This is a genomic window from Neisseria sp. HMSC073G10 (genome assembly GCF_001812605.1).
Classification (GTDB): domain Bacteria; phylum Pseudomonadota; class Gammaproteobacteria; order Burkholderiales; family Neisseriaceae; genus Neisseria; species Neisseria subflava_A.
On record NZ_KV809536.1, the window covers coordinates 374,174 to 387,892 of the forward strand.

The window sequence follows — 13,719 nt, forward strand, 5'->3', positions numbered from 1 at the left end:
TTATATGAAATTACAGACGCTATTCAATTTATTCAGCCTTAGCTGTCAAAACCACGCTCGGTAAATTGGTAACAGTGACTTTATAAGCAATCCCACCACGCGCCCATTCTCGGGTTGGCTCTTTTTGAGCATTATGGCTGTCAATCGCCATTTTGATTTGGTCGCCGGTATCACGCAGCAGTGTGCGGTCTTCCGGGGCGGTTGCCGCAATCAAGGCTGAGGCGGCTTTGGATAGTTTTTCCGCTTTTTGAGGCACTGCATCTGTATTCCAAACTACTCGGACGGCAGTAATTTTGTCGGCTTTATCGGTATCAACGGTTAATGTGAGGCCGTCTGAAAAGTCATGCAGCAGATTCTTCCCTTCTGCATTATCGGTTGGGGATACATGTTCAGGCAGGATCAGCCCGGTTTTTTGGTCGGCAAGCCCTTTATTGGCTGCTGATTGATAGTCGGTATAGCTTACCGGCATGGTTTTTAATTCGGATTGTGCCTGCTCTTGAGGTTGGGCAGATGCCGGTTGTTCTTCAGCTTGACCGCCACACGCAGATAATGCAACTAAAACCGATAGTGTAAGTAAGATTTTCTTCATGAGTTTCCCTTGGTCTGATTGGTTTATTTCTTATGCTTTTTCGGACATTTCTTACCGTTGCCGCCGGGGTTGCAGTCGCAGGCTTTCCCATCACCATCACGATCTAAACTTTTCCAGCCCGGCTTCTTGGCCAAATAATACTTTTGCGCGGCTTGATGTGTCGGGAAATCTTTGCATTTGGCTGCAGCAACAGCCTGATGCGGCATCAATAGACATAAAACAGGCAGTAATGCCGCAAAAATTTTTTTCTTCATACGTTGTTTTCCTTTGTTAGCTCAGGTCTTTTGAGATTTGGATCACTTGTCCGATGACCTGAATATCGGGGTGGTCTGCCAACATCAATGACATCGGCGGATAGGTTTCGTTGTCCGAAATCAGCAGCAGGCTGCCATCAATCTGTTTTTGGATGCGTTTGACCCACAGTGTGTCACCGGAGCGGATTACGTAAATCTGTCCGTCACGCGGGTTGTTTTTAGAGGTGTCTACCAAGAGTGTGTCTTTACTATGAATGGTGGGCTCCATGCTGTCTCCTCGTGCGGTAACGCAATTGAGGTCTTTGGCGAACAGGCCGCGTAACTTAAGCCAGTCTTTGCGATAAGCCAAGTGGTTGGCCGGTTCTGCCACTCCATAGGCGGCCGCGCCATTCCCTGCGGACACTTCTACGTCATACATGGGAATGTATGCGTATTCATCTTTGTCAATTTCCTCTATTGGGTGGAAATTCCCTCCTTTTCCAATCAGCCAGTTTGCATCTATTTGAAAATTTTCCACTATGGATTGGATCATTTCTAGCGGCGGACGCTGCTTTCCTCGCAGTACATCCTTCAATCTGGTTGGTTTTTCTCCAATTTTTTCGGCAAATTCATCAAGTGTAATCTTATTAAATTCAATAACCTGCCTAATTTTCTCCAAAACCATGCCTAAAATTCCTCAAATAAGTGGAAATAAACCTTGCAATAGTGGGATATTTCCACTATTATTTACACAACATTTAACCAAGATTGTTTAAATCTTTAAACAATCAGGAATTTTAACACGAGAACGAAACAGGAGATATTCCGTGAAAGCAGAAAAAATAAAAGCAGGTTTCCGAGAGCGCGGTGAAACGATTAAGGATTGGTGCGATGCGCGTGGCTATGACCCGACTTATGTGTCTCGGATTTTGAATGGAAACGTTAAGGCAAGCCGTGGTAAGGCGCATGAAATCGCGGTTGAGTTGGGGATGAAGTCCAAATTGGATGAAGTGAAACGGAGTGCGTGATGAGTGCCAAAGGTGTACGACTTTTGAAAGTCTTTAAGGCATTGGAAGCCCATCCGATTATCGGTATCAGCAACAAGGAAATTTCAGACGGCCTCGGTATTTCGCCGGTACATGTCAGCCGGGACTTGGAAGACCTGATTGCGGAGGGTTTGGTGGTCAAGCTGGATAACGGCAATTTTGCGTACAGCATTAAAACCTTGCAAATCGCGGAACGTTTCAGACAGCAACAAGAACGTTTGACTGCACGTTTGCAGGAAATTGAACAACGAGTTTATTAAATGCGACGACGTCGTCGCATTTGCAGGAGATAAAAATGGAAGTATTAGGACACGCGGTTGGCGCAACGGCAAACGAACTGGCAATACACAGCATGGCTGTTATGGATCGTTTTTCAAATGGCGAGGCTTACAACGAGGCTGTTTGGATTGAACGGGGACGTTTTGCGGTACGCCAAACAATGGAAGGTATGTTTGAGCTTGGCCGCGCACTCATCATCATTAAAGAGCATACACCGCATGGCCGTTTTGCTGAGATTGCCGAGAAAGAGTTTGGCTTAGGCCGACGGGAATCGCAACGCTTAATGAATGCCACGCTGCGCTTTATTGACCCAAAAATGAAACAGGCGCAGCCACAGCTGATGAAACTTGGAAAGTCCAAACTGCTGGAGCTGCTGGTGGAAGATGACGACACCTTGCTGGAGTTTGCCGAAGGCGGCGAAATCAACGGCAATACGCTTGATGATGTCGACCGCATGACTGTTAAGGAACTGCGTGTAGCCTTGCGGGAGAGCCGCGAGACGGCGGAAGCGAAAGACAAAGTCATCGCCGACAAGAACAAAAAGGTCGACGAGCTGGCCGAGAAGCTGGCCAAGAAGCAAACCGGTATAAGAGAGCCGAAGGCGGAGGATGTGGGCAGTGAGTTGACGATGCAGTTATCAAGTCTTGAGGTCGGTATCCGCAGTCAAGTGAGCCGTCTGAAAGATTTGTTCGACCAACTTAATGCGCACAGTGAGGCGCACGGGATTAGTCATCAGGCAAAAATGGTCGGGGCGTTGAATCAGATTATTTTGGATTGCAACGGCATCCGCGAGAGCTACGCTCTACCGATGGAAGCCCCTCAAGATGAGACGCCGGAGTGGTTGGGAGAATAAATCATGAACGCCGGATTGGTAGAAAGACTGACTGAAATCGAGGCTCAAGCCGCTTTGCTTGGACGGGGAGAACGGTCGGAGTATCTGAAACGGTCGGCACAGGATTTAGGGGTATCGCTCGCTACGCTCTATCGGAAATTGGAGTCTGTGAGTGTTAAGCCGAGCCGAAAACGGCGAAGCGATGCCGGTAAAACGGAACTGAAGCTGGAAGAAGCCAAACTGATTTCGGTTGTACTGGTGGAGGCCATGAGGCGCAACGGCAAGCGGTTGATGTCGGTCAAGCAAGCAGTGGAAATGCTGCGAGCCAACGGCAAAATCGAGGCGGCGCGGATTGATGAGGAAACGGGGGAAGTAAGTCCTCTTTCTGAAAACACCATTACCCGGGCTTTACGAGAGTACAAGCTACATCCCGACCAATTACTTCAGCCTGATCCTGTCAGCCGTATGAAATCTGAACATCCGAATCATTGCTGGCAAATCGACCCTAGTTTGTGTGTTTTGTATTACCTGCCGCGACACGGCAAGGATACGGGGCTTAGGGTGATGAAAGAGGAGGAATTCTACAAAAACAAACCTAAAAATGTTGTGAAGATTGAGCAAGACCGCGTGTGGCGTTACACCGGCACCGACCATGCCAGTGGAACGATTGTCGCCCGGTACTACTTCGGTGGCGAGACGAGTGCGAACTTGTGCGATTTCTTCATCTTCATGATGCAAGCCAAGGAGGATGTACATAAGGATCCGATACGCGGTGTGCCGCGCATGGTCATGCTTGACCCGGGAAGTGCGAATACGTCGTCTGCTTTTAAAACACTGTGCAAGTCGCTTGATGTGCATGTGCAGATCAATAAACCCGGCAACCCCCGTGCCAAAGGTCAGGTAGAGAAAGCCAATGACATTGTGGAAACGTCATTTGAAAGCGGTTTGCGCTTTACCGAGGTGCACGATATCGACCAACTGAATGCCCTGGCAGAGCGTTGGATGCGTTACTACAACGGTACACAGATTCACAGCCGTCACGGTATGACCCGCTATCAGGCGTGGAACAAAATCAAACCGGAGCAGCTGATCCTGCCGCCTCCTGCGGAATATTGCCGAGAGCTGGCAATCAGTGCGCCAAAAGAAGCCAAGGTATCGGCTGATTTAGAAATACGCTTCGGCGGTCGTTTCTACAGTGTGAAAGCCATTCAGGGCATATTGGTTGGGCAGAAGGTTTTAGTAGCCAAAAACCCTTGGGAAGAGAACGGAGCGCGAGTAGCAACGTTTGATGCAGACGGCCGCGAAACATGGGTGGCTGTGCCGGAAGTGGTGTTTGACGATATGGGCTTCAGAGCCGATTCGGCAGTCATCGGTGAGGAGTACAAGGCACCGGGCAATACTGCTACCCAGCAACATGCGAAGGAACTCGACAAGATGGCTATGGGTGCGGAAACGCTGGAACAGGCCGCAGCCAATCGAAAAGGCAAGGCTGTACCGTTCGGTGGATCTATAGATCCATTCAAGCACCAAGAAGATACGCTCGCTACACGCAATACGCTCTATTTGGATCGTGGCGGCCAGCAGATGGAATACAACCGGATGGAAGTCGCCGAGCAGGTATTGAGCAAGGTGGAAATAGCGAAGCTGTTGAAGCCGCGTATCGAAGCCGAAGGTGGCGACTGGAAACAGGCTGTTGCGCTCATTACCAAACACTACCCAGGCGGTGTGGCCGCCAGTCAGTTGGAAGCGGTTTTTGACAAGCTGAAAACGGCAGGCCGTCTGAAATTACATAAAACCGGTTAGGCAAATGCGACGACGTCGTCGCATTTGTAGAGGATTAAAAATGGAAGCAATAACTATCTCTAAACATGAGTATGAAAATTTGAAAAAGCTGGCTGAATCTGCACGTGCTTTAAACGACTTTTTCCTGCCGAAAGTGAATTACGGCGCGAGTTTTTTAGATGCGGACGCACTGGCGGCACTGAGTGATTTTTCGGTCGAAATCGGAAAGGCTGCCGGAAATGAAGACAACGTTTAAGCAAATCGGCAAATCCTATGCCGCCGCCGCAGCCGAAATCGGATGCAGCAAGCCGATGCTGGTGGCGGTAGTTAATCACGGGCAATGGCCGAAAAAAAACGCAGCCGAGCTGCGAAGGAAATTGAAACAATTTTTTGAAAAGAATGGTGCGGAAATCCCAGCGAGCCTGAGAAACGAGCCGGAAACCGCACCTGCCCAAGCAACTTACGAAGACAAGGACAATGAGATGTTACTACGAAAAGCAACCCTGAACCAAGCCGCAAAACAGCATTTTGGATTATTCCGCGACCCGTTCAACGATGAAATCCAGTCGGCAGACGATGTGTTTATGACGTCAGATGTGCGTTATGTACGTGAGGCAATGTTTCAGACGGCCTGTCATGGCGGTTTTGTGGCAGTGGTCGGTGAAAGCGGCGCGGGTAAATCTACACTGCGCGAAGACCTGCAAGACCGTATCAACCGCGAAGGTCGTCAGATTGTGTTGATTGAGCCTTATGTGCTGGCAATGGAAGACAACGACCAAAAGGGCAAGACACTCAAAGCGGTACATATCGCTGAGGCAATTTTGGAGGCGGTTGCGCCTGGAACAAGCCCGAAACGCAGTCCGGAGGCTCGTTTTCGCCAAATCCATCGCGCTCTGACTGAAAGCGCAAAAGCCGGTAACAAGCACCTGCTGCTGATTGAAGAGGCTCATGGCCTGCCTCTGCCGACCCTGAAACACTTGAAACGCTTTTTTGAGCTGAAGAACGGTTTTGAACGACTGCTCGGGATTGTCTTAATCGGTCAGACGGAGTTGGCGCAAAAGCTCAGCGAAAACAATCCTGCTGTGCGCGAGGTGGTGCAACGTTGCGAGGTGGTTACCCTCCTGCCTCTGACTGACGGCAAGCTGGAAGGTTATTTGAAACACAAGTTTGCCCGGGTCGGTGCGGATGTTTCAAAAATCTTGAACCAAAGTGCAGTGGATGCAGTAGCGGAACGTTTGACTGTTAAGAGCAGAACGAGCAAAGGGATTGAACAGAACAGCCTGCTCTATCCTCTGGCCGTCAATAATCTTGTGGCTGCGGCAATGAATCAGGCGGCGGAATTGGGTTTCGAGTTTGTTGATGGCGATGTGGTGCGAGGTGTGTGAGATGAGTATGCCTACGAAAATCAAAGTTATCGGTTTGTGCTTTGCAATCGCCTGTCAGGCTTTTTGGTTGGGAACCATTAGCAGTAAATCGGTACAGCCAAACTGCGATAAAGAGGTTGCCGACCAGGTATGGGAGGCGGTGTATGGCGGAATGAGCGATACGGACAAAATGGCAGGCGTGGTTTTGGAACCCATCGGAGCGGAAAAATGAGCAGGGATTACAGCAAAATCAAAGTGTCGGTATGGCGCGAAAAAGGAGGTCATCTTGTCACTGAACTGACGACGCTGTCGGGTAAGTTTGTGATGATGTATGTGTCGTCTCGGCTATCGGATGAAATTGAGGATGTGGTTCAGACGGCATTGCGGTGTTTGAGCCGTAAGGATTTGGAGGCAGCGAGATGACAATTTATCTAAATATCGCCCGTGACGGCATTATCAAGGTTACTCAGGATGCTGCTTTGGGCAACCAAGAAGGCGATACAGATTACCTGAGTAAAGAGCTGAATGAGGGCTGTACGCTTGAAGAAGTTTATGCGGTTGTCGCCGCAAATACATCTTGGAGAAATGGGTTGTTTTATTTCCCTCCGGTGGATGTAGAAGATGGAGATCAGGCATGTGATGCAGCTATTGATTTTTCCGACTTGGTTTATTGCAGCCTCAAAAGTCTGATGGAGGCAAGAACATGAAAGTACGTTGCCCCACCTGCGGCGCGGTGATGAGCTTGGATGTATTAATCGCCCATGACGATGCCCGCGAAGCCCTGATTGCCCTGACCGGCATTTCAGACGAACTTTTTAAGGCGGTATTGAGGTATCTGACGCTTTTTCGCCCCGCCGAAAAGGATTTAAGTTTTAACCGTGTTTCAAAGCTTGTCGGCGAGATTGCGCCGATGATACGGGACGGCAAGATTGTCCGTAACCGTAAAACTTACCCGGCCCCGCGCGAGGCTTGGATTTGGGCTGCAACACGATGCCTTGAGGCACGGGATGCGGGAAAGCTGACACCGCCGCTGACCAGCCACGGTTATTTGTTGGAAAACATTACGTTTTGGTCGCCTGAAAAGACGGCGGGAACGGCGGTTTTTCCCTCTCCCCAACCCTCTCCCGCAGGAGAGGTGGCAAGCACCAAATTGAGGAGCGGGTTGGGCGGTTTGATGGAGTGGTCAAATGGAGGCGAACAATAACTGGCTTAAAAAAGCAATCGCGCAGGGTTTTATGATGCTCGCCGCCCTAAACCTCAAAGGCCGCCCTGCCTCGGCGGATTTGACGGCAGTCGCCGAACTTTGGTTGGGCATACTAAGCGGCCGGTCGTGGCAGCCGGAGCATGACGGGATCAGGATACAGGCAGCCTTTAGGGCTATCGCGGCGTCCTCGTCAGAGTGGCCCAACCCTGTCGACCTTATCAAACACCTGCCGCCGCCCGAAGTCAGAATGGTGCCGAGGCTGGAAAAGAAGCACCACCCGACCGAATACGGCAAAGCGCAGGCCGCCAAACTCAAACAGACACTTAGCCTGCTGGGAAGCTCCCCTTGCATGGACAGGGATTGGATACACGGTCCACGCCACCGGTCGGTGGATGAGTGTAAAAGGATTAATGCCGAAAGGCAGAAAGGTAAATGAAAAAATGGAAAATGGAATTTGGCCGAGTAATCCACGCATATCAGACTTAATCAGGCGATTGGAAGACTTGAAGGCAGAGCATGGCAACTTGCCAATAACTCACGAACCTCTGCGGGGTGGAGTTGTGTATGCCGACATAAGTGAATTTAAAGTTGCCTATGTTAGACCTAAAGAAAAACGTGAACGAACATGGTCTTACCGTATCGGAGCAGCCCAAGAAGGCGATTTGAAAGTAGTAAAAGTTTAAAGGAAAAAAGATGAATATTGATAAAACCCAATACAAACAGGATGCCAAAGGCAATCTCGTGCCGCTGTCCAATATTAAAGAAATCGACCTGCTGCGCGACGAGTTGGTCATGGAGCTGGCAGGAAAGGCTCGGTCGGTACAAGAAAAGATTGTGGATTTTAAACGTGGTGCTGTTGAGGATATTGCGGCCTTTGTACAGCTCTCCGCCGACCGTTACGACGTATCGTTGGGCGGCAAGAAAGGCAATGTCACTCTTCACAGCTTCGACGGGCAATATCGTGTAAATCTTGCTATGCAGGACACACTGGTCTTTGATGAAGGTCTGCTTGCCGCCAAGGCCTTGATCGATGAGTGCATCAATGAGTGGACCGAGGGTAGCCGTACGGAGTTGAAAACACTGATTAACGCGGCCTTCCAAGTGGATAAAGAAGGCAATATCAGCACCGCCCGCGTACTCGGTCTGCGCCGGTTGGCAATTAAAGATGATAAATGGCAACGCGCTATGGATGCTTTGAGCGATAGTTTGCAAGTTCATACAAGCAAGCAATTTGTACGGATTTACGAACGTGGTCAAGACGGCGAGTATCAGTTGATGAACTTGGATATTGCGAAAGTGTGACCATGCTGCTGTTTTTATTTTCTGCCTCAATCTTCGTCTATTGGTTAATCCACTTGGTATTTCGGGTAGACGATTGGAAAGACCAAGATGAAGACAACTGGCTGGACGGAAAAGATTAAAGAGTTTAACCGCGCGGCACGGTCTGCCGCTTTTATTAAATCATTTGGAGTTAATCATGCATAAAACTGAATTGGTGGCCGCATTGGCCGAAAAAGCAAACGTAAGCAAATCTACTGCAGCTGATGTCTTGAATGCCTTTGAGACTGTTGTGACTAACGAGCTGATTGCCGGTGGCGAGGTTCGATTAACCGGTTTCGGTACGTTCTATGTTGTAGACAAGGCAGAACGTCAAGGTCGTAACCCTAAGACCGGCGAGGCATTAGTCATCGCTGCCCATACTACGCCTAAATTTAAAGCCGGTACGGATTTGAAAAAAGCAGTCAATCCATAGCCAGGCTATAAAAAAGGCCGTCTGAAACTTTCAGACGGCCTTTTTTATTTGCCAAATGACTACCGGCAAATGTAGAATCAGGCATAATATATTGATTTATTTAAATATATGAAACAGCGTTTCAGTATGTGAAAAGAAAGGATTAGCATGGAAACGGCAAAAGCGAAAAAACAGCGTTTAATCCGTCTGATTCACGTCGGTAAAACGCAGTTGATGATGGCCGATAGCGAGTACCGTACGCTATTGGCCAATATTTCGCGCGGGAAAACGAGCAGCACTAAGTTGTCGGTCGATGAGTTAGAACTGGTGGTAACGGCTCTGAAGGCGCGTGGTTTTGTAGTAACGACAAAAGCGCAGGCTAAAAGTGACAAGCCGGATATTAAAGTCCGGCCTGCCCATCCTGCGGTTGATGGCCAAATTAAAAAAATACGTGCGTTATGGCTTGAGCTACACGGTATCGGTGCAGTAAGAAATCCGTCCGAGCTGGCTTTGGGCAGGTTTGTAAAGCGTATGGTCGGCGTTGATTATCATGGCTGGCTTGATATTGATAATGCACAGAAGGTCATTGAACACTTGAAACAATGGTTGTTACGCGAGGAAAGAAAACTGGAGGTGCTAAGTGGCTGATGAACGCGTACCCGAACTGGTGACCGATTTGGAAGACCAAATGTCTGCCTGTTTATGTTCTGAGCTGCCGATGTTGGATAAAACTCAGGCGAAGGTGGTAAGTAAGAAGGTGGCAAGATTCATTACGGATAACTGGGGAGGCCAATTGATTTATATTCCGAAGAACCATATCGGCAAGGTATCGGAAAGAGACCAACAGGTATATCGGGAATTTAATGGTAAGAATCATGCAGCGTTAAGTAAGAAATTTGATTTAACTGTTCAACAAATCTATCGCATTGTGAAAGCAGTCGGAGATGCGGAAAGGTCGAAAAGACAGACTGATTTGTTTGGATAAGTCTCGTAATAAAACGGAATGGCGGTCAGGTTTTATCCTGACCGCTTTTATGTTGCGTTTCTCGTCTTGGTCGGGGGTTTGCCTACCCTGAGCCATAAACTCGCTAAAAATGCCGTTTTTGCGCATTTTGAGGAAAACATGTTTTAAACCGCATTAAAAGCCGTTTTAGACGGCCTTTGTCAAAATAGCCTCATCAATCCGATGGGGCTTTTTTGTGAAAAAGTTGTTTGAAATTTTTAAATCCGGCACGCGTACTGACAATAACGGCCGAAAAGTGACGATTACCGATGCGGATGTGGCTCAGGCAGCTGCTGCATATGATCCAAAGCTGCATGAAGCACCACTGGTTATCGGCCATCCGAAGACCGATGCTCCGGCCTATGGCTGGGTGGGCAGTCTGCAAGCCGATGGTGGTGTGCTGTCAGCCGATTTTGCGCAAATGGACGATGATTTTGTCAGTCTTGTACAAAGCGGCCGCTACAAAAAAGTGTCGGCCAGTTTCTATCCGCCCGACAGCCCGAGCAATCCGAAGCCAGGCTCTTGGTATCTGCGCCATGTCGGTTTTCTCGGTGCGCAACCACCTGCGGTAAAAGGTTTATCCGCCATTAATTTTGCTGAAGACGATGAGTATGTCGAGTTTTCCGAATATGCACACCGCCGCACGGCCTCGATTTTCCGCCGTCTGCGTGAGTGGCTGATTGAGCAGTACGATGCGGCCACCGCCGATAAAGTCGTTGCCGATTGGGAAATTCGCGACATTGAAGAATTGGCAGACTGGCAGCCCGAACCGCCCACACCGGCATTTGCCGACCCTGTAACCCCAAACGAATCTCAAACCCATGAAAATAAGGAGACCTCTATGTCGCCCGAAGAACAACTGGCAGCCGAAAAAGCCGCCCGTGAACAAGCCGAAGCTAAGGCAGCCGCTGCGGAAGCAGAGCTGAAACGCTTGCAAGACGAGCAAAACCAAGCCTTGCGTGAAGGTCAACATGATCAGAATGCCGAATTTGCCGAAGCCTTGGTAAAAGAAGGCCGTCTGAAACCCGCTGATAAGGATTTGGTGGTGCAGGTATTGGACTTCGCAGAATACCCCGAACATACCAGCGTCGATTTTGGCGAAGGCAGCACCATTGGCGAAGCGTTGCGCCAATTCTTGCGCAACCTGCCGGAAGTATTGCCAAGCGGCCACTATACCAAAGGGACTACTCCTATGGCTTCCTCCGGACTGCCGGCCGATTTTGCCGAAGCGGCTAATCCTGATGCGCTGAGCCATCACGAACGTGCTGTGGCTTTGGCAGCTAAAGAAGGCATCAGCTACGAAGAAGCGGCACGCCGTACCGCCGTTTAACCCAAAAGCGACGATGTCGTCGCATTTCAATTTGAAAGGATGAACGATGAGTTCTCATTTGCGCCGCCTTCGCGGTCAGGTCGATCCAGTTTTAACCAATCTGGCAGTCGGTTATAAAAACGCGGAATTTATTGCCGAGAAAATTTTCCCTCAAGTATTCACTGATAAAGAAGGCGTACAGGTGCCGGTGTTTGGCAAAGGCTCTTTTGTCGAATACGACACAAAGCGTGCCGTCGGTGCGGCGTCTAATGTGATTACGTTGGATGCGCCGAACTATCTGCCGATTGTGTTGGAAGAACACGATTTAGCGGCTGGTGTGGATTACCGTGAGCAAGCGGAATCGCTGTTTAACGAGCAAGCCAAAGCTACCCGTCGCGCTACCAAGGGTGTGCAACTGCGCCAAGAAATCGAAACGGCTGCTTTGCTGCAGGCGAAATCTGCTTATCAGAGTGGCCACACTAAAGATTTGGCGGCCACGAAAAAGTGGAGTGCCGATAATTCAGACCCGCTGGCCGATATTGAAAGTGCACGTGAAACCGTCCGTGCAGCTTGCGGTGTGCGCCCCGGCGTATTGGTAGTAGGTGCCAGCGTATTGTCTCAACTCAAGCGCAATAAGGCTCTCCTCGCCTCCCTGTCCGCCAATGACCGTAAATCTCTGTTGACTGTCGAGCAGTTGAAAAACCTGCTGGAACTGGATGACATCATTGTCGGTCAGGCTGTTTCATCTGTTGCAACCGGCAAACCCACCAAGGATGTTTGGGGTAAATTTGCCAGCCTGATTGTTCGACCCGATTTGGTTTCAGACGGCAATGACGAAGGCGAACCTGCATTCGGTTATACCTTCCGCCGCCGTGGCATGCCTGTGGTCGACCGTTATGAAGAAGTTGGCGGCAAAGTCGAATACGCCCGTTATACCGATATCCGCAAAGCGGCTGTGGTGGGTAGTGCGTGCGGTTTCTTGTTTGAAAACGCCGTAGATTAATTGACAAGGCCGTCTGGAGTGCCTAGACGGCTAGGGAGAAAAAATATGAGCTTAAAGATTACACCTCAAGAAATCGAAAACAAGATTGATAAGGCTGATTATCACCGTGTGGGTGAGACAACTGCAATCGTTTGCTCGTTGACCCTGAAATCAGGTTTTGTCGTGATTGGTAAGGCGGCTTGTTTTAGCCACGATATTTTTGACGAACAGATGGGCTGTGAATTGGCATACCAAGATGCTATTAGCCATCTGTGGGAATTGGAAGCTTATCGTTTGAAAGAAAATGCAGTTATGCAGAAAGTAGAGGTTTAAATGGCTCAAACCAAACAAGTGGTACTGGTAACTACCATTACCGCAACAGGCGCGATTGTGAAAAACCGCTTTGTTAATTTTAAAGGCGCACAGGCTAAAGCCGGCGAGACCGTTTTGGGTGTCGCTCCATATGATGTTGAAACTGGTGATACTGCTGCAGTCGATGTGGTCGGTATCGCTGTTGTCGAATCAGGTGGCGCAGTGGCTATCGGTGCCGAAGTAGGCGCAGACGCACAAGGCTGTGCAGTATCCGGTGCGGCAAAAATTGCCGGTACTGCTCTGACTGCTGCAACCGCCGCAGGTGAAACTGTTCGTGTATTGTTGAAAGGTTAATCATGGCTAAGGTTTATATCGCAAACACTGCATTGATTCTTGAAGACGAAGCCGGTAAGCAATTTCGCGTGGAAGCAGGCGAAGCTATTGAGCTGACACCTGAACAATACGAATCAGTGGCCGCTCATGTGACGCCGACGACAACTACAGGCGAAGAGCTGGATGCACAACAGGCAGAAGCTCAAGAGAAAACGCCGTCTGAATCTACTGCAACTGAAGAGCCTGAGTCTCAAACCAAAACGCAACGCAAAACAAAGGCGGACGCGTAATGTACTACATCAACGCCGAGAATATGCTCAAGGCTATGAGTAAGCCGGAATTAGTGCAGTTGACCAACGATGAGCCGCGTGCGACTGAGCCGGATATGGCGGTAGTGGATGAAGCCATCCGCTATGCCAGCGACTTGGTTGACGGCTATTTGCGTGGACGCTATCCGCTGCCTCTCAAGTCGGTACCGACGGTGTTGCCGCCATTGTGTATCAACATTGCCCGCCATTTCCTGCACTCGCGCCGCATCAATCGGGCGGATTTCCCGAAGACGTTGGAGACTGCCTACAACGCGACTATGAAAACGTTGGAAGCCATCCGCGACGGCAAAATCCATATCGGCGTTGATACTTTGGACAAAGAGGCGCAGCCGGAGCCAGGTGCGTATCACACGCGTGGCGGTTCGCGTATTGACATGACGGGGTATTGAT

Annotated in this window: 25 protein-coding genes; 22 read left to right on the top strand and 3 right to left on the bottom strand. The window is 49.6% G+C overall.

All coding sequences use genetic code 11. The features are described from left to right. Positions 1–28: 28 nt before the first annotated feature. Genes HMPREF2865_RS09990 through HMPREF2865_RS10000 form a run of 3 tightly spaced genes read right to left on the bottom strand, consistent with a single transcriptional unit; the run spans position 29 to position 1,507 of the window. Positions 29–589 carry a hypothetical protein gene (locus HMPREF2865_RS09990; RefSeq protein WP_070646920.1) on the bottom strand — a complete coding sequence of 187 codons (561 nt, stop codon included), beginning with the start codon at positions 587–589 and terminating at the stop codon, positions 29–31. 23 nt (positions 590–612) lie between these two features. Next, entirely contained in the window at positions 613–843 is a 231-nt protein-coding gene (locus HMPREF2865_RS09995; protein ID WP_079454253.1) for an excalibur calcium-binding domain-containing protein, read from the bottom strand. Between the two features lie 16 nt (positions 844–859). After that, positions 860–1,507 carry a LexA family transcriptional regulator gene (locus HMPREF2865_RS10000; protein WP_049322372.1) on the bottom strand — a complete coding sequence of 216 codons (648 nt, stop codon included), beginning with the start codon at positions 1,505–1,507 and terminating at the stop codon, positions 860–862. Positions 1,508–1,649: 142 nt separating this feature from the next. Between HMPREF2865_RS10000 and HMPREF2865_RS10005 the strand changes: the two genes are divergently transcribed. The 22 genes from HMPREF2865_RS10005 (at position 1,650) to HMPREF2865_RS10110 (ending at position 13,718) form a co-directional block, all read left to right on the top strand. Continuing rightward, entirely contained in the window at positions 1,650–1,850 is a 201-nt protein-coding gene (locus HMPREF2865_RS10005; protein WP_049322373.1) for a DNA-binding protein, read from the top strand. After that, positions 1,850–2,128, top strand: a complete 279-nt coding sequence (locus HMPREF2865_RS10010) for a helix-turn-helix domain-containing protein (RefSeq protein ID WP_049322374.1) — start codon at positions 1,850–1,852, stop codon at positions 2,126–2,128. Before HMPREF2865_RS10005 ends, HMPREF2865_RS10010 begins: the two co-directional genes overlap by 1 nt. A gap of 35 nt (positions 2,129–2,163) precedes the next feature. Beyond that, positions 2,164–3,000: a hypothetical protein gene (locus HMPREF2865_RS10015; protein ID WP_070646921.1), complete on the top strand. Its 837-nt coding sequence runs from the start codon at positions 2,164–2,166 to the stop codon at positions 2,998–3,000. A 3-nt stretch (positions 3,001–3,003) separates the two neighbouring features. Then, entirely contained in the window at positions 3,004–4,782 is a 1,779-nt protein-coding gene (locus HMPREF2865_RS10020; protein ID WP_141752542.1) for a DDE-type integrase/transposase/recombinase, read from the top strand. A gap of 40 nt (positions 4,783–4,822) precedes the next feature. Continuing rightward, the gene (locus tag HMPREF2865_RS10025) at positions 4,823–5,017 is read left to right on the top strand and encodes a hypothetical protein (RefSeq protein WP_070646923.1); all 195 of its coding nucleotides are present in this window, start codon (positions 4,823–4,825) and stop codon (positions 5,015–5,017) included. Next, positions 5,001–6,146: an ExeA family protein gene (locus HMPREF2865_RS10030; RefSeq protein ID WP_070646925.1), complete on the top strand. Its 1,146-nt coding sequence runs from the start codon at positions 5,001–5,003 to the stop codon at positions 6,144–6,146. The genes HMPREF2865_RS10025 and HMPREF2865_RS10030 overlap by 17 nt, the downstream gene beginning before the upstream one ends. 1 nt (position 6,147) lies before the next feature. Further along, positions 6,148–6,357, top strand: coding sequence for a hypothetical protein (locus tag HMPREF2865_RS10035; RefSeq protein ID WP_070646927.1), 210 nt, complete (start codon positions 6,148–6,150; stop codon positions 6,355–6,357). Beyond that, complete coding sequence (locus tag HMPREF2865_RS10040; protein ID WP_070646929.1) at positions 6,354–6,548, top strand: hypothetical protein; 195 nt, start codon at positions 6,354–6,356, stop codon at positions 6,546–6,548. The genes HMPREF2865_RS10035 and HMPREF2865_RS10040 overlap by 4 nt, the downstream gene beginning before the upstream one ends. Next, positions 6,545–6,832, top strand: coding sequence for a hypothetical protein (locus tag HMPREF2865_RS10045; protein WP_049322379.1), 288 nt, complete (start codon positions 6,545–6,547; stop codon positions 6,830–6,832). The genes HMPREF2865_RS10040 and HMPREF2865_RS10045 overlap by 4 nt, the downstream gene beginning before the upstream one ends. After that, positions 6,829–7,329, top strand: coding sequence for a hypothetical protein (locus HMPREF2865_RS10050; RefSeq protein ID WP_070646931.1), 501 nt, complete (start codon positions 6,829–6,831; stop codon positions 7,327–7,329). The genes HMPREF2865_RS10045 and HMPREF2865_RS10050 overlap by 4 nt, the downstream gene beginning before the upstream one ends. Beyond that, the gene (locus HMPREF2865_RS10055; RefSeq protein ID WP_070646933.1) at positions 7,313–7,765 is read left to right on the top strand and encodes a hypothetical protein; all 453 of its coding nucleotides are present in this window, start codon (positions 7,313–7,315) and stop codon (positions 7,763–7,765) included. The genes HMPREF2865_RS10050 and HMPREF2865_RS10055 overlap by 17 nt, the downstream gene beginning before the upstream one ends. A gap of 4 nt (positions 7,766–7,769) precedes the next feature. Beyond that, positions 7,770–8,012 (top strand): head morphogeneis protein, encoded by a 243-nt coding sequence (locus HMPREF2865_RS10060; RefSeq protein ID WP_070647205.1) that lies wholly within the window; start codon positions 7,770–7,772, stop codon positions 8,010–8,012. 10 nt (positions 8,013–8,022) lie between these two features. Next, positions 8,023–8,631, top strand: coding sequence for a DUF3164 family protein (locus HMPREF2865_RS10065; RefSeq protein WP_070646934.1), 609 nt, complete (start codon positions 8,023–8,025; stop codon positions 8,629–8,631). Positions 8,632–8,806: 175 nt separating this feature from the next. Further along, positions 8,807–9,082 (top strand): HU family DNA-binding protein, encoded by a 276-nt coding sequence (locus HMPREF2865_RS10070; protein WP_070646936.1) that lies wholly within the window; start codon positions 8,807–8,809, stop codon positions 9,080–9,082. A gap of 147 nt (positions 9,083–9,229) precedes the next feature. Beyond that, complete coding sequence (locus HMPREF2865_RS10075; protein ID WP_049322384.1) at positions 9,230–9,709, top strand: gp16 family protein; 480 nt, start codon at positions 9,230–9,232, stop codon at positions 9,707–9,709. After that, positions 9,702–10,046, top strand: coding sequence for a Mor transcription activator family protein (locus HMPREF2865_RS10080; protein WP_079453739.1), 345 nt, complete (start codon positions 9,702–9,704; stop codon positions 10,044–10,046). The genes HMPREF2865_RS10075 and HMPREF2865_RS10080 overlap by 8 nt, the downstream gene beginning before the upstream one ends. 214 nt (positions 10,047–10,260) lie before the next feature. Beyond that, positions 10,261–11,394, top strand: a complete 1,134-nt coding sequence (locus HMPREF2865_RS10085) for a 2-oxoacid:acceptor oxidoreductase (protein ID WP_070646938.1) — start codon at positions 10,261–10,263, stop codon at positions 11,392–11,394. Positions 11,395–11,440: 46 nt separating this feature from the next. Further along, entirely contained in the window at positions 11,441–12,376 is a 936-nt protein-coding gene (locus HMPREF2865_RS10090) for a major capsid protein (protein ID WP_049322386.1), read from the top strand. A 45-nt stretch (positions 12,377–12,421) separates the two neighbouring features. Further along, entirely contained in the window at positions 12,422–12,688 is a 267-nt protein-coding gene (locus tag HMPREF2865_RS10095; RefSeq protein WP_070646940.1) for a Gp49 family protein, read from the top strand. Then, a complete protein-coding gene (locus HMPREF2865_RS10100; protein ID WP_049332790.1) occupies positions 12,689–13,021 on the top strand; it encodes a capsid cement protein in 333 nt (110 codons plus the stop codon). A 2-nt stretch (positions 13,022–13,023) separates the two neighbouring features. Next, complete coding sequence (locus tag HMPREF2865_RS10105; RefSeq protein WP_070646942.1) at positions 13,024–13,290, top strand: hypothetical protein; 267 nt, start codon at positions 13,024–13,026, stop codon at positions 13,288–13,290. Next, positions 13,290–13,718: a gp436 family protein gene (locus HMPREF2865_RS10110; protein WP_070646944.1), complete on the top strand. Its 429-nt coding sequence runs from the start codon at positions 13,290–13,292 to the stop codon at positions 13,716–13,718. Before HMPREF2865_RS10105 ends, HMPREF2865_RS10110 begins: the two co-directional genes overlap by 1 nt. Position 13,719: the final 1 nt, after the last annotated feature.

Excerpts from the sequence above, each read along its gene's own strand:
- HMPREF2865_RS09990 (WP_070646920.1), bottom strand. The coding sequence starts at position 589 with ATGAAGAAAATCTTACTTACACTATCGGTTTTAGTTGCATTATCTGCG.
- HMPREF2865_RS09995 (WP_079454253.1), bottom strand. The coding sequence starts at position 843 with ATGAAGAAAAAAATTTTTGCGGCATTACTGCCTGTTTTATGTCTATTG.
- HMPREF2865_RS10000 (WP_049322372.1), bottom strand. The coding sequence starts at position 1,507 with ATGGTTTTGGAGAAAATTAGGCAGGTTATTGAATTTAATAAGATTACA.
- HMPREF2865_RS10010 (WP_049322374.1), top strand. The coding sequence starts at position 1,850 with ATGAGTGCCAAAGGTGTACGACTTTTGAAAGTCTTTAAGGCATTGGAA.
- HMPREF2865_RS10015 (WP_070646921.1), top strand. The coding sequence starts at position 2,164 with ATGGAAGTATTAGGACACGCGGTTGGCGCAACGGCAAACGAACTGGCA.
- HMPREF2865_RS10020 (WP_141752542.1), top strand. The coding sequence starts at position 3,004 with ATGAACGCCGGATTGGTAGAAAGACTGACTGAAATCGAGGCTCAAGCC.
- HMPREF2865_RS10025 (WP_070646923.1), top strand. The coding sequence starts at position 4,823 with ATGGAAGCAATAACTATCTCTAAACATGAGTATGAAAATTTGAAAAAG.
- HMPREF2865_RS10030 (WP_070646925.1), top strand. The coding sequence starts at position 5,001 with ATGAAGACAACGTTTAAGCAAATCGGCAAATCCTATGCCGCCGCCGCA.
- HMPREF2865_RS10035 (WP_070646927.1), top strand. The coding sequence starts at position 6,148 with ATGAGTATGCCTACGAAAATCAAAGTTATCGGTTTGTGCTTTGCAATC.
- HMPREF2865_RS10040 (WP_070646929.1), top strand. The coding sequence starts at position 6,354 with ATGAGCAGGGATTACAGCAAAATCAAAGTGTCGGTATGGCGCGAAAAA.
- HMPREF2865_RS10045 (WP_049322379.1), top strand. The coding sequence starts at position 6,545 with ATGACAATTTATCTAAATATCGCCCGTGACGGCATTATCAAGGTTACT.
- HMPREF2865_RS10050 (WP_070646931.1), top strand. The coding sequence starts at position 6,829 with ATGAAAGTACGTTGCCCCACCTGCGGCGCGGTGATGAGCTTGGATGTA.
- HMPREF2865_RS10055 (WP_070646933.1), top strand. The coding sequence starts at position 7,313 with ATGGAGGCGAACAATAACTGGCTTAAAAAAGCAATCGCGCAGGGTTTT.
- HMPREF2865_RS10060 (WP_070647205.1), top strand. The coding sequence starts at position 7,770 with ATGGAAAATGGAATTTGGCCGAGTAATCCACGCATATCAGACTTAATC.
- HMPREF2865_RS10065 (WP_070646934.1), top strand. The coding sequence starts at position 8,023 with ATGAATATTGATAAAACCCAATACAAACAGGATGCCAAAGGCAATCTC.
- HMPREF2865_RS10070 (WP_070646936.1), top strand. The coding sequence starts at position 8,807 with ATGCATAAAACTGAATTGGTGGCCGCATTGGCCGAAAAAGCAAACGTA.
- HMPREF2865_RS10075 (WP_049322384.1), top strand. The coding sequence starts at position 9,230 with ATGGAAACGGCAAAAGCGAAAAAACAGCGTTTAATCCGTCTGATTCAC.
- HMPREF2865_RS10090 (WP_049322386.1), top strand. The coding sequence starts at position 11,441 with ATGAGTTCTCATTTGCGCCGCCTTCGCGGTCAGGTCGATCCAGTTTTA.
- HMPREF2865_RS10095 (WP_070646940.1), top strand. The coding sequence starts at position 12,422 with ATGAGCTTAAAGATTACACCTCAAGAAATCGAAAACAAGATTGATAAG.
- HMPREF2865_RS10100 (WP_049332790.1), top strand. The coding sequence starts at position 12,689 with ATGGCTCAAACCAAACAAGTGGTACTGGTAACTACCATTACCGCAACA.
- HMPREF2865_RS10105 (WP_070646942.1), top strand. The coding sequence starts at position 13,024 with ATGGCTAAGGTTTATATCGCAAACACTGCATTGATTCTTGAAGACGAA.
- HMPREF2865_RS10110 (WP_070646944.1), top strand. The coding sequence starts at position 13,290 with ATGTACTACATCAACGCCGAGAATATGCTCAAGGCTATGAGTAAGCCG.